Raw genomic sequence first — 13,594 nt, forward strand, 5'->3', positions numbered from 1 at the left:
AGGTAGTGAAGTGGATCGATGGATTTGAAGTTAGGGGTGGCTAGGATGGTTGCAGAAAAGGAACGAGTGTTAATGGATTTAAAAGATGTATTTGAATATGCGTTTGACGAAATTTTTGTTACAGATGAGCAAGGGATCGTTGTGCGTGTAAATAGTACATGTGAAAGGCACTACCAACTAGCTGCCGAAGAGTTAGTTGGTAAGCATGTAAAAGAACTACAAAAGGATGGAATCTTTTATCCATCAGCGACATTAGAAGTGATTGAAAAAAAGAGGCCAATTGAACTCGTTCAAACTACAAAATCAGGAGAGTATTTACACGTTCGTACAAGGCCTGTTTTTGATGATGAGGGAAATTTAAGAAGAGTGATTAGTTATTCTCGCGACCTTACTGAACTCTATCAATTACGTCAAAAGGTAGAGGAAATGGATAATCAGCTAAAAACATATAAAAAAGAATTAAGAGAAACATATGAGCATGAAGGACTGATTTTTAAAAGTCTAGCTATGCAAAAAATAGTCGATACAATCAAAAAAGTATCTGTAGTGGATAGTACTGTTCTCGTTTTAGGCGAGACTGGGGTAGGAAAAAGTCGATTGGTACGCCATTTACATGAAGTGAGTCACCGTAAGCATGAAAGTTTCTATGAAATTAATTGTGCGGCATTGCCAACTAATTTAATTGAATCAGAGCTTTTTGGATATTCAGGTGGGTCTTTTACAGGTGCGAATCGTGAAGGGAAAAAAGGACTATTAGAATCCGCGCATAAAGGAACTCTTTTTTTAGATGAAATCGGTGAAATGCCGATTGAAATTCAAGCAAAGCTTTTGCAAGTATTGCAAGAAAAAACATTTCGTCCTATAGGGGGAAGAGAATTAAAAAAAGTGGATGTTCGAATTGTGGCGGCAACAAATAGAGATTTAAGTATGATGGTGAAACAAGGAACATTTCGGAAAGATTTATACTATCGTCTGAATGTCATTCCAATTGCAATTCCCCCGCTTAGGGAAAGAACAGAAGATATTTTACCGCTTATTTATCATTACTTGCAGCACTTTAATAAAAAATACGGACGCGATGTGAAACTAGCGCCGAGTACGTTACAAATGTTTGTTGGATATCCGTGGGAAGGAAACAATAGAGAAATAGAGAATGTAATTGAGAGAATTGTTATTACTGTCGATGATGTTGTAACGGTAGAGGATTTGCCACTCTCTATGCAAGAGGCAGCAGTTGAACAATCGGGGCAAAGCCTTTATAAAATGCTGGAAGAGGTAGAGAGAAATATTATTCTTAAAGCGTATAAAACGTATGGATCAAGTTATAAAGTAGCTGAGTTTTTGCAAATTAGTCAATCTGCTGCTACTAGGAAAATTAAGAAGTTCATAGAGGAGGAAGAAAACATTGGATAAAAAGGCGACTTTCGTAAGTATAGATAAAAAGGCGATGTATATAAATGGTGAGTGGATTACACTACAAGAACAAATTGAAGTAAATAATCCTGCGACGAAGGAAATATTTGCAACTGTACCAAAAGGCGGAGTAACAGAGGCAAAGCAAGCTGTTGATGCTGCACATGAAGCTTTTAAAACGTGGTCTAAGTTAACGGCAGCAGATCGTGCAACGAAGTTAAAAAAGTGGTTCATGCTTATTGATAAAAATAAAGAAGAGATCGCAGCGCTTATGACGAAGGAACAAGGAAAGCCGTTTGCAGAAGCGCTTGGTGAAGTAAATTATGCAAATAGTTTTGTTGAATGGTATGCAGAAGAAGGGAAACGTGTATATGGTGAAATGATTCCTGCTTCTCATCCGAATAAGCGCATTTTAGTTATGAAGCAACCAGTTGGCGTTATGGCAGCTATTACACCTTGGAACTTCCCAGCTGCTATGATTACGAGAAAGGTAGCCCCAGCGCTTGCAGCAGGCTGTACAGCCGTTGTGAAACCGGCAAGTCAAACGCCGCTAACTGCATTGAAATTAGCGGAATTAGCCCATGAAGCAGATATTCCAAAGGGCGTAATCAATATCGTAACAGGTAGTGCAAAAGCAATTGCTGATACATGGATGGAAGATAGTCGCGTTCGAAAAGTATCCTTTACAGGGTCAACGGAAATCGGGAAAGAGTTAATGGCTAGTGCTGCACAAACGATGAAAAAAGTTTCGCTTGAGTTAGGTGGCCACGCTCCGTTTATCGTAATGAATGATGCGGATTTAGATAAAGCAGTAGAAGCGGTGATTGGTTCGAAATTCCGTAACGCAGGACAAACGTGTATATGTACAAACCGAGTATTCGTTCAAGAAGAAGTATACGAAGTATTTGTAGAGAAGTTCCAAAAGGCAGTAGGGCAGTTGAAAGTAGGAGACGGTTTCGGTGACGGAACGACTGTCGGACCACTTATTGATGAGAATGCAGTTTCAAAAGTACAAGAACATATTGAAGATGCTATTCAAAAAGGTGGAACAGTTTTATATGGTGGTCAAAAGGTCGCAGAGTTAGAGGGACATTTCATTCAACCGACTGTAATTGGATTGGCAAATGATACGATGCTTTGTATGAATGAAGAAACATTTGGGCCAGTGGCACCAGTTGCGAAATTTAAAACAGTTGATGAAGTAATCGAACGTGCAAATAATACACCATACGGTTTAGCTGCGTATATTTTCACGAAAGACATTAGCCAAGCATTCCAAATTAGTGAAGCGTTAGAGTACGGTATTATCGGTCTAAACGACGGTCTTCCATCAGTTGCACAAGCACCATTCGGTGGCTTTAAAGAAAGTGGTATCGGTCGTGAAGGAGGCCATTTCGGCATCGAGGAATATTTAGAAATTAAATATATTTCATTGGGACTATAAGTAGTATACTAGAATCTCTATAAGGTAACAGAGAAGGAGATTCTAGTATGGTATATTGGCTATTATTACTTGTTACAATTATTTTTGAAGTAGCTGGAACAATTGCGATGAAACTATCAAATGGTTTAACAAAGCTCGTTCCAAGTGTACTGATTTTCGTGTTTTATGGAATTTGTTTCAGCGTGTTCGCCATCGTCGTTAAAAAGATTCATTTAAGTATTGCTTATGCTATTTGGTCTGGCGTTGGAACATTACTTATTACAATCATTAGTGTGTACTTTTTTAAAGAGCATATTAGTTTATTTCAAGCATTTTGTATTCTTTTTATTGTTTTGGGTGTCATTGGGCTTAAGGTTTCATCGGCATCATGAAAGCTATCTTTTGTAGAAGATAGCTTTTTTCTATTTGTGCAGTTAGCAATTAATACGACAAAATATGACAAGAAAGAGTAAAGCGTTTTGTTATGATATATATGAAATTTTGTCTTATGTGGAGGAAAGAGTATGTTAGAAAAGGTAAGTCAAATTGTTTTAATTTTTGGCATAGCTTTTAGTTTAAGTGCTTGCACTGAGACTAAAGATAGTAATGAAAGTAAACAAGAAGATGTTCAAGATAAAGTGTATAAAATAGGGGAGACAGTAGACGTAGATGGTTTGCAAGTAACTATCGATTCAGTTAAATTAGGATATCCGGATTATGATGAGGATAAAAAGAAAGAGGAGATTTTGGGGATTATTTTCAAAGTGGAAAATAATAGTAAAAAGGAAATACCTTTTGCATTTTATGAATTTGAGATTACCGATAAGAAAGGTACAAGATTTAAAGAATATAATAACCCTGATAGCTTTATTAGTAAAAAGTTAGCACCAGAAGAAAAAATTCAAGATATCATGCTATTTGACGTAGCGAAAGAAAATACGTATATCGCTACGTATAGACCAGAGTTTACGCGTGAAAATAGAACAATAAAATTTGAATTGAAACCAAATAAATAAAGAAACACATTGGATTATCCAATGTGTTCCTTTATGGTAATAAATTTAAAACGCCCAGTTACCTTTACGGAAGATAGGCTCATGTCTGCCATCAGCAGTAATACCGTCAATATCAAGCTCAGCTGATCCAATCATGAAGTCGTTGTGTGTAATACTAGCGTTTGCGCCGTTTTCAGCAAGTTCTTCTTTAGACATTGTTTTTCCGCCAACTAAGTTAAATGCGTAAGCATTTCCAATCGCAAGGTGGCAAGATGCATTTTCGTCAAATAGTGTATTGTAGAATAAAACATTTGTGTTTGAAATTGGTGAGTCATGAGGTACTAAAGCTACTTCCCCTAAGAAGTGAGAACCTTCATCTGTTTCTACTAAATGTTTTAAAGCTTCTTCACCAGCTTCAGCTTTATAGTCTACGATACGTCCGTTTTCAAATGTTAACGTGAAATTATCGATAATATTACCTGCAAATACTAACGGTTTTGTACTAGAAACTTGGCCGTTTACACCTGTTTTAAGTGGCATTGTAAATACTTCTTCAGTTGGAATATTAGCCATAAATGGTACGTTCTTTTCATTTAAGCTACCAGCACCAGCCCATACATGTTTTTCTGGAAGTTCGATTGTTAAATCTGTTCCAGGACCTGTATAGTGAAGAGCTTTATAATGCTTTTCGTTTAAGTAATCCACTTTTGTATGTAATGTTTCATCATGTTCTTTCCATGCTTCTACAGGATTTTCTAAATCAGCACGAGTAGCTTTGAAAATAGCATCCCATAACTTGGCTTCTTGTTCTTCTGGCGCTACGTCAGGGAATACTTTCGCAGCCCATTCTTTCGTAGGAACAGAAATGACACACCAGCTTACTTTATCTGCTTGTACGTAATCACGGTATACTTTCATTGCTTCTCCAGCTACTTTATGAGCTGTTGCGATACGCGATGGTTCTACACCTTTTAATAAATCAGGGTTTTCTGCATAGATAGACATAAATGCAGCGCCTTCTTTTGCTAATTCTTCACGAGCATGTGCTTTCCAAGATGGAAATTCAGCGAAAGCTTCTTCAGGAGCTAGATCGAATTTTAAGCGTGTTAACGTCTCATCATTCCAATCTACATATACGTGTTTTGCACCAGATTTATATGCTTTTTCTGTAACGAGGCGTACAAATTGTACAGCTTCAAGAGGTGCACTAATTGATAAAGTTTGTCCAGGTTGAATATTAACACCAACATTAACTGCAAGAGCAGCATATTTCTCTAACGTTTGTTCAAATGACATATGTATAATCTCCTTTAATTTGAAAGATTTCTTACTATATATAATACAAGAAAATTCTAAAAATATATATAAATATAAAGTAAAAAGAGAGCTCAAAATGTATTGAGCCCTTATATTTACTTAATTGAAGAAGCAAACTGCTCTACAGTCGTTGTATGGTGTATACGAACGCGCTTCATCTTTAACAATTCATCAGGTTCACCCTTCGTAATGAATTGCCCAGGCTTTGTCGTCGTCGCAAATTGATAATACTTCTTCGTTTCTGCAACAACCTTATCATCTACATGACCGAATGGATAAGCAATCGCGATAACAGGCTTACCTGTTATTTTTTCTAGCTTTTCTTTTGAACCTTTTAACTCTTCCTCATAGTTTGTAATTTTCGGTAAGTCTGCATGTGTTGCAGTATGAGATTGCACCGAGAAAATGCCGGAATCAACCATTTCTTTTATTTCAGAAGTAGACAATGCTCCTTCTATATCAACGTTATCAACAATCATATATTCTGTTGCTGCCGGTTTAAAAGTATCATCTTTTAGCTTTTGTAAAATGCGAAATGCATTCATATTATTTTTCATACCGTCATCAAATGTAACGAAAATCGGTTTATTTACTTTATTTATATCGCCCCAGCGTTCAAACGTTAAAAGCGTATAACCATTGTCCTTTAAATGTTTCATTTGTGCTTCAAAGTTAGCTGGTGATACGAATAAGTCTTTAATGCCTTGACCATGATAATCATCAATTGCGTGATACATAAGAACAGGAACCTTTTGTTCGAAAGTAATAGTAGATTTCGTAAGCGGGATTGTTTTCCCATCTTCTTTCATTCCTGTTGCTTCAATTTGGAACTCACCGCGTTTTCCTTCAAATTCCTTTATATCAAAAGGAAGTGTGAATTGTTTCTCTTTTTCTTTAGAAGAAAAAGATTTAGCACTTTCCTTGCCATCAGCTGTGCGCCAAATTTTATATTGTACTTCATTTAAAGAATCTTTTATGTCTGTAATATGAATACTTGTGTTTGTAGATTCGTGTGTAACTGAATTATATGAGATTTTACCTTGTTCTTGCACAGTCTCTTCTTGTTTCTTAATCCCTTGAGCCGTTTTCTCTTTTTTAGGTTCTGGACTTACATTGTTAGTATTACAGCCTGCTAGAATGGCAGACGTACATAAAGCAATTGCTGCGTATTTTCTCATGAAAATCACCTTCTATTGTGTAGTATGTTGCATATTTACATTAAAATCCCCACCGCTATAAGAGTGGTGGGGATATACCCTTGTTCATCATATCATTTGAAGAAAATGAGGGGAATATGATTTTTAGGAGGTTATTAATGTAATAGATTAGTGACTTTGAATAGATGTATTTTTTTGTTTCTTATTAGAATTAATAATAATATAACCGACTACAAAGATAAGAGGAATAATGAAGACATAGATAGGCATTCCCCATACATAATAGCTTTTCAGCGTTAAGACTAGTAAATGTAAGAAATCGAAAATTGCGTGAGCTTTCATAATATCCTCCAATGGTTTTTTTGAAAATTATAACATTTTAAACTTGTTATTTGTATAATTTGGAAAGTTATTTAAGCTAATTTTAAAGTAAGAAGAATACATATTAATATGCAATTTTGCATAAGGATATGTATTTTATTAAAATATAAAGATTTTATACTATAATGAAAACCGCTATAAAACTAAGTAAGAATAATGTATGGAGTGGAGAATAGAAATGAAATATAAAAAAATAATATATATCTTTTTCATATCGCTATTTATAGTTGGTTGTCAAAGTGAAGTGAGTAAAGCGAATAGCGTGGAAGAGTATATTCCATCGCATCTTATGAATGCGGAAGTGACGGCGGATATTATGACACTTGAGATGGAACCAGATACTCTTAAAAAGGTAGGGAGTATTGGTCAAAGAATGAGAGAGCATCTAGCAAGTAATATGGAATGGTATTTAAAATATGTAGAAGAACATGCAGAGAAAAAAAGTTTTCCATATCATCCTAATTTCGGTGTTACAAAAGAAGAGTATGAGTTTGTACTAAATGCAATTGATCAAAGTAAATTGGTTAATACAAAAGATGGAAAGCTGAAATTTAAGAAAAAAAATGATCATGAAGTAGAGATTTTTTCAAGTGAAAGTATAAAGCTCCTTAAATATGTAGTTATTGATACGAAGAAGAATACAGTAAAAACATCTCTAGGCGAATGTGAATATTTTGGAGAAATACTAGCGTCACCAGAACAGAAGTTAACTGGTCCTTGGCACGGAAAACAATGGATGTTAAAAAAAGATGACTTAATATATATATTTTCTTTAGGGAAAATTGAAGCAGAAAATAAATCAATTATTGATATTTCCGTGAAAGGTAAATATAAGGGGGAAATTATTAATAAGGAAGAGGCATTAGAGTTTTCTTCAGTTTCTTAAATGATGATAATAAAAAAATCACCTTGCTGTCTAAGCAAAGGTGATTTTTTATTAAATAAACAATCCAGCGATTGTCGCAGATAAAATAGAAGCAAGTGTTGATGCAAATAGCATTTTCCAACCAAATTTAGAAACAACGCTTCCTTGTTTTTCAGAAAGGGCACGGATTGTACCAACGATTGCACCAATTTGGCTAATACTTGCGAAGCTAATTAAGAATACTGTAACGATTCCAACTGTACGTGGAGCTAATGTTGTAGCTGTGTCTTTTAAATCAAGGATTGCTACAAACTCATTTAAAACAATCTTCGTACCCATAATACCACCAGCTGGGATAATATCTTGAGTTGGAATACCCATTAAGAATGCGAATGGAGAAAGTACGTAACCGAAGATTTGTTGTAAAGTAACAGCATGTCCCATTGCGCCTGAAGCTGCACTAATTACGTAGTTTACAACTTCCATCACACCGATAAAGGCGATCATTAATGCGGCAACGATACCAGCTACTTTTAAACCATCAAGCGCACCGTTAATCATTGCACCGATAAAGCTGTCCCCGAATAGCGTTCTATCAAATTTTTGAATCACTTCATCTTCTTTCTTCGTATCAACTGGTGTTAATAACGAACAAACGATTAAGCTTGAGAATAAATTTAGCGGAAGAGCTGCTAGTACGTATTTTGCATCTAACATCATTACGTATGATGCTGTAACAGAAGCAGAAACGGAGCTCATCGCAGAACAACAAATGATAAACATACGGTTTTTATTGAAATGCTGTAAATCGTTTTTAATAACGATTAACGCTTCACTTGAACCGAAGAATACAGAGTTTACTGCATGGAATGACTCAACGCGTGGTAAACCAGTAATTTTTGAAATTGCACCGCCGACAACGCGAACGATGAATGGTAAAACACCTAAATAACTAAAGATTGAAAGTAGTGCTGAGAAAAATACGATAATTAATAATACGTTTAAGAAAAAGACAAAATCTCTTTGAATTCCATTAAAGAGAAAATCGACACCTGTCGTACCAAGTTTAATTAGTTTGTTGAAAACCTTACTAATGAAAATAATGATTTGTTGACCAATCTTTGTAGCAAACATAAACCAACCGATTAAAATTTGGAAACCAATCATAATTGCAATTGCACGGAAGTTGATTTTACTTTTGTTGTTTGACAAAGCAAAACATAAACCTAACACGGCAAGAATACCGATAATGCTCATTACATATTGCATGTAGTTGCCCCTTTCAGAAGTTCGTATAAAGTTTGTACATAAAACGCTCGTTATATTACTAAAAATAAAGGAATGAGGTTTTATGTCATACGTAAGATGTCTGACCTTTTAGAAAAATAAAAATAAAAAAAGACCCATATGGATTCACTTTCATCTATGAGAGAAAGCTAATCAATATGAGTCCTTTTTTGCGCATAGGCTAATATTCATTAGTTTTCCCCATAGTCCAGCAATTTAAGGTTGCCGGGTAGAAACTCTCGATCCATATTATCAAGTATATATGAGGTAACATCGTCCGTATTAAATTAGTAGTAGCGTAACATTAACAGAGAACTATCGTCAATAGCTTTTTTTCTTCCAATAGAAAAAGACCATATAAGTATGATAAAATGTAACGCAGTGTTATGAAAAAGAGAGGTCGGAAAATGAGTACTAAAATGACGCCACCAGTTGAGAAAAACGAGTTTATAGATGTAGTATTTGAAGATTTAACACATGATGGTGCCGGTGTTGCGAAAGTAAAGGGCTATCCTATTTTCGTTAAAAACGGATTACCAGGTGAAGAAGCGCAAATTAAAATTATTAAAGTGAAGAAAAACTTCGCATTTGGTCGTTTAATGAAGCTTCATACAGAAAGTCCATATCGTAAAGATGCTGAATGTCCAGTATATAATCAGTGCGGCGGTTGTCAGCTTCAGCACTTAACTTATGAAGGACAATTACAAGCGAAAGAAAAACAAGTACGTGACGTTATGCAACGTATCGGAGGACTAGGTGATGTTCCTGTTCATCCTGTACTTGGCATGGAAAATCCGTGGGTATATCGCAATAAAGCACAAGTACCAATCGGAGAACGTGAAGGCGGACTTGTAGCTGGTTTCTATCGCCAAGGAACGCATGACATCATTAATATGGAATCATGCTTAATTCAGGCAGAAGAAAACGATACATTAATTCAAGAAGTAAAACGTATTTGTGAAAAGCACGGTATCACTGCGTACAACGAAGAGCGTAACAAAGGAACACTTCGTCACGTAATGGCTCGTTACGGACAAGTAACAGGGGAAATTATGCTTGTTTTCATTACACGTACAGCAGAATTGCCGAACAAAAACGCAATCATTGAAGAAATTGCAGCGAAATTCCCAGAAGTAAAATCCATTGTTCAAAACGTAAATACGAAGCGTACGAATGTAATCTTCGGAGATAAAACGACAGTACTGTACGGATCAGAATATATTTATGACTTTATCGGTGACATTAAATTTGCGATTTCAGCACGTTCATTCTATCAAGTAAACCCAGAACAAACGAAAGTGCTATACGATAAAACGTTAGAATACGCAAAATTAAACGGTAACGAAACAGTAATTGATGCCTATTGCGGAATCGGATCAATCTCGTTATTCCTAGCGCAAAAAGCGAAAAAAGTGTACGGCGTTGAAATCGTCCCAGAAGCAATTGAAGACGCAAACCGAAATGCAGCACTAAACAACATGACAAACGCTGAATTTGGCGTAGGAGAGGCAGAAGTAGTCATTCCAAAATGGTACAAAGAAGGCGTAATTGCTGACACAATGGTCGTAGACCCACCGCGTAAAGGCTGTGACGAAGCATTACTAAACACAATCATCGACATGAAGCCAAACCGTGTCGTGTACGTATCATGTAACCCAGCAACATTAGCACGTGATTTAAAAGTACTAGAAGAAGGCGGATATAAAACACAGGAAGTACAACCTGTTGATATGTTCCCGCATACGACTCATGTGGAGTGTGTGGCTTGGCTTAAGTTAGTATAATAGGAAAGCAGTTGATATAGAAAAAATTTATACCACCTGCTTTTTGGTTTACAAAAATACCATTCATAAGCGATTTTAGTTAAAATAAATATTGCTGATTTTCACAAATTATAAATTTAGATTTTGAAATTGTATTCATAGTGAGAGGATTTGAATTTGAAATGATAGATAATTTTTGGCGTGAATTACCACGACCATTTTTCGTACTTGCACCAATGGAAGATGTGACAGACGTTGTTTTCCGTCACGTAGTAAGTGAAGCAGGTCGTCCGGACGTATTCTTCACAGAGTTTACAAACTCGGATAGCTATTGCCATCCAGAAGGTATGAAAAGTGTACGTGGCCGTTTGATTTTTACAGAAGATGAACAACCGATGGTAGCACATATTTGGGGAGATAATCCTGAATACTTCCGTCAAATGAGTATCGGTATGGCAGAGCTAGGATTTAAAGGTATCGATATTAACATGGGTTGCCCAGTTCCGAACGTTGCATCAAGAGGAAAAGGTAGTGGCCTTATTCTACGTCCAGACGTTGCAGCAGAACTTATCCAAGCAGCAAAAGCGGGCGGACTACCTGTCAGCGTAAAAACAAGACTTGGCTTTAAAGAGTTAAGCGAGTGGGAAGATTGGTTAACGCACATTTTCAAACAAGATATTGCAAACCTTTCTATTCATTTACGCACAAGAGAAGAAATGAGCCAAGTAGATGCGCACTGGGAACTAATTCCGGAAATAAAAAAATTACGTGACCGTATTGCACCAAATACGTTAATAACAATCAATGGAGACATCCTTGATCGTAAAATGGGGCTGGAACTTGCTGAAAAATACGGCATTGATGGCGTAATGATCGGACGAGGCATCTTCAAAAATCCATTTGCTTTTGAAAAAGAGCCAAGAGAGCATAGCAGTAAAGAACATCTAGATCTTTTAAGACTACAACTTGATCTTCAAGATCAATATGCAGAAGTACTGCCACGCTCAATCACAGGACTTCACCGCTTCTTCAAAATTTATGTGAAGGGCTTCCCAGGAGCTGCGGAATTGAGAAATCAATTGATGAGTACGAAATCGACCGATGAGGTGCGTGCTTTGTTGGATAAGTTTGAGGATAGTGTTGGTGAGGCTCAGGATAGTGAGACGGTTTAACTTTTAAGCACTTAAATCATTTCATATGTAGTGCATGACATGAGTGAGTTGAAAATAAGTGCAGAGCTGGAAAAGAACAGTGTATTTGAGAAATCAAAACACTGTTTTTTTCTTTTAGTTAATGTTAAGAGAGAAATCTTTTTATAGGCATATAAAAAACATGTAAGAGCTCTGTAGATACAATGATAGAGAAAAGTTCGGGTAAGACTATAAAACATATCTTTAAAATGTTAAAGTATTAATTTAGTGGACAATAACTAAAAGGCTAGATTAAACATGATAATTTAAAGCAGGTTATAGCATAAACTTTAACCGCTGAATAAATAATCAACATTTCAGGAGGGAAACCCAATGGCAATGAGCAACAACGATATATTAAAAAGAGTACGATACGCTTTAGATATAAGAGATATAGATATGGTGGAAATCTTTAAACTTGGCGGGATGGAAGTAACGAAAGAAGACGTAGTTGATATGCTTACAAAAATAAAGAGAGCTCCTCAGCATGAAGCTGAAAATGATGAGGTAGCTGAAGATGAGTACGTAAAAACATGCGATATGATGATGTTAGAGGCATTTTTCAATGGATTTATTACTTTAAAAAGAGGGAAGCAAGATCCGAAACCAGGACAACCGGCACCTGTACAAAGCAAGGAGAGTGCTAATAACCTTCTTCTAAAGAAAATGAAAATCGCACTATCTTTAACGAGTGAGGATGTACTTGATATATTAGATAGCGTAGGCGTTACGGTAACAAAAGGAGAGTTAGGCGCTCTATTAAGAAAAAAAGGTCATAAAAATTACAAAGAGTGCGGCGATAGATACGCAAGGAATTTCATTAAGGGATTAGGTGTAAAGTATAGAGGATAATGAGTTCGTTAAAGCAGTAAATGATATAATAGGTAGAGTAGGACGTTTGTATCCTACTCTTTTTTATTTGTAAAATAATACGCTAGGTGATGAAATGGTACATACATATTTAGGTGAGACAATTAATTTTCATATAACTTATAAGAAGAAAAAGTCCGTGCGTCTTTTTGTGGATTCGTATGGAAATGTGGAAGCGCAGGCTCCGAAAGGGACACCTGTTGAATACTTAGTCCAGTTGCTAGAGGAGAAGTGGGATTGGATTCAGACAACTCGTAAGGAAATGGCGGAACGAGCGCATGGACCACAGGAAAAGGATTATGATCAAGGAGAGGGCTTTTTGTATTTAGGGAATACGTATCCGATACAGATTTCCCAAGATGCAAGCATTGAGCAAGACAACGCAGTATTTGAAGGGGATAAGTTACATATTTATGTGAAAGAGCTTAAGGATGAGAAAATACAACAAGCTTTAAAACGATTTTATTATAAGCAGTGTAAAACTTTAGTAGAGAAGAGTATTAAAGCGCATCAAAGTAACTTTAAGACAAAACCACGTTCCATACGTATTACAGATAGTAGCCGCACGTGGGGAACTTGTGACTCAAATTTACAGCTAACATTCAATTGGAAGTTAGCGATGGCACCACAGAGAGTAATTGACTATGTAGTTGTTCATGAAATGTGTCATATGGTTCATTTAAATCATGATCGATCTTTTTGGCGTCTTGTCGGGAAGATAATGCCTGATTATAAAGAAATGGAGAATTGGTTAGCATTATCTAGTTGGAAGATGACGGTTTAATGTTGCGCTTTGTATAGGTTGCAATTATTGTCAATCTTTGTCGGTAAGTCGATATATTTCGAAAATCGCTGATATATTTGAAGTTGCGCCGATATATTTCGAAAATCGCTGATATATTCGGAGTTGCGCCGATATATTTCGAAAACCGC

General features: G+C 36.1%; 13 protein-coding genes and 1 riboswitch. Of the genes, 9 read left to right on the plus strand and 4 right to left on the minus strand.

The window, feature by feature from the left end:
• Positions 1-45 precede the first annotated feature (45 nt).
• The 4 genes from DN407_RS01880 to DN407_RS01895 all read left to right on the plus strand — a co-directional run bounded on the left by DN407_RS01880 (position 46) and on the right by DN407_RS01895 (position 3,852).
• The gene (locus DN407_RS01880; RefSeq protein WP_084065569.1) at positions 46-1,413 is read left to right on the plus strand and encodes a sigma-54 interaction domain-containing protein; all 1,368 of its coding nucleotides are present in this window, start codon (positions 46-48) and stop codon (positions 1,411-1,413) included.
• Positions 1,406-2,857 (plus strand): NADP-dependent succinate-semialdehyde dehydrogenase, encoded by a 1,452-nt coding sequence (gabD, locus tag DN407_RS01885; protein ID WP_000358130.1) that lies wholly within the window; start codon positions 1,406-1,408, stop codon positions 2,855-2,857. The genes DN407_RS01880 and gabD overlap by 8 nt, the downstream gene beginning before the upstream one ends.
• Positions 2,858-2,904: 47 nt before the next feature.
• On the plus strand, positions 2,905-3,228 hold the full coding sequence (locus DN407_RS01890) for a DMT family transporter (RefSeq protein WP_000263262.1): 324 nt from the start codon (positions 2,905-2,907) through the stop codon (positions 3,226-3,228).
• Between the two features lie 132 nt (positions 3,229-3,360).
• Positions 3,361-3,852 (plus strand): DUF4352 domain-containing protein, encoded by a 492-nt coding sequence (locus DN407_RS01895; RefSeq protein ID WP_000891129.1) that lies wholly within the window; start codon positions 3,361-3,363, stop codon positions 3,850-3,852.
• A gap of 45 nt (positions 3,853-3,897) precedes the next feature.
• Here DN407_RS01895 and DN407_RS01900 read toward each other — a convergent pair whose 3' ends face one another.
• The 3 genes from DN407_RS01900 to DN407_RS31475 all read right to left on the minus strand — a co-directional run bounded on the left by DN407_RS01900 (position 3,898) and on the right by DN407_RS31475 (position 6,647).
• Entirely contained in the window at positions 3,898-5,127 is a 1,230-nt protein-coding gene (locus tag DN407_RS01900; protein ID WP_000007357.1) for an aminopeptidase, read from the minus strand.
• 116 nt (positions 5,128-5,243) lie between these two features.
• On the minus strand, positions 5,244-6,326 hold the full coding sequence (locus tag DN407_RS01905; protein WP_001233711.1) for a polysaccharide deacetylase family protein: 1,083 nt from the start codon (positions 6,324-6,326) through the stop codon (positions 5,244-5,246).
• Positions 6,327-6,473: 147 nt separating this feature from the next.
• The gene (locus DN407_RS31475; RefSeq protein WP_000643592.1) at positions 6,474-6,647 is read right to left on the minus strand and encodes a hypothetical protein; all 174 of its coding nucleotides are present in this window, start codon (positions 6,645-6,647) and stop codon (positions 6,474-6,476) included.
• A gap of 217 nt (positions 6,648-6,864) precedes the next feature.
• Between DN407_RS31475 and DN407_RS01910 the strand changes: the two genes are divergently transcribed.
• Entirely contained in the window at positions 6,865-7,572 is a 708-nt protein-coding gene (locus DN407_RS01910) for a hypothetical protein (RefSeq protein WP_000875608.1), read from the plus strand.
• A gap of 51 nt (positions 7,573-7,623) precedes the next feature.
• On the opposite strand, the gene DN407_RS01915 is transcribed toward DN407_RS01910, so the two are convergent.
• Positions 7,624-8,820, minus strand: coding sequence for a NupC/NupG family nucleoside CNT transporter (locus DN407_RS01915; protein WP_069604852.1), 1,197 nt, complete (start codon positions 8,818-8,820; stop codon positions 7,624-7,626).
• A gap of 202 nt (positions 8,821-9,022) precedes the next feature.
• Positions 9,023-9,124, minus strand: a riboswitch (purine riboswitch).
• Between the two features lie 121 nt (positions 9,125-9,245).
• Here DN407_RS01915 and rlmD point away from each other — a divergent pair.
• The 4 genes from rlmD to DN407_RS01935 all read left to right on the plus strand — a co-directional run bounded on the left by rlmD (position 9,246) and on the right by DN407_RS01935 (position 13,445).
• Positions 9,246-10,622, plus strand: coding sequence for a 23S rRNA (uracil(1939)-C(5))-methyltransferase RlmD (rlmD, locus tag DN407_RS01920; RefSeq protein ID WP_097796303.1), 1,377 nt, complete (start codon positions 9,246-9,248; stop codon positions 10,620-10,622).
• Positions 10,623-10,783: 161 nt separating this feature from the next.
• Complete coding sequence (locus tag DN407_RS01925) at positions 10,784-11,773, plus strand: tRNA dihydrouridine synthase (protein WP_000566706.1); 990 nt, start codon at positions 10,784-10,786, stop codon at positions 11,771-11,773.
• A 351-nt stretch (positions 11,774-12,124) separates the two neighbouring features.
• Positions 12,125-12,643: a YehS family protein gene (locus tag DN407_RS01930; protein WP_001251728.1), complete on the plus strand. Its 519-nt coding sequence runs from the start codon at positions 12,125-12,127 to the stop codon at positions 12,641-12,643.
• Positions 12,644-12,737: 94 nt separating this feature from the next.
• Positions 12,738-13,445 carry a M48 family metallopeptidase gene (locus DN407_RS01935; protein ID WP_149215961.1) on the plus strand — a complete coding sequence of 236 codons (708 nt, stop codon included), beginning with the start codon at positions 12,738-12,740 and terminating at the stop codon, positions 13,443-13,445.
• The last annotated feature ends 149 nt before the right edge of the window (positions 13,446-13,594 follow it).

Origin of the sequence: Bacillus sp. JAS24-2 (assembly GCF_008274905.1) — a bacterium.
Taxonomy (GTDB): domain Bacteria; phylum Bacillota; class Bacilli; order Bacillales; family Bacillaceae_G; genus Bacillus_A; species Bacillus_A cereus.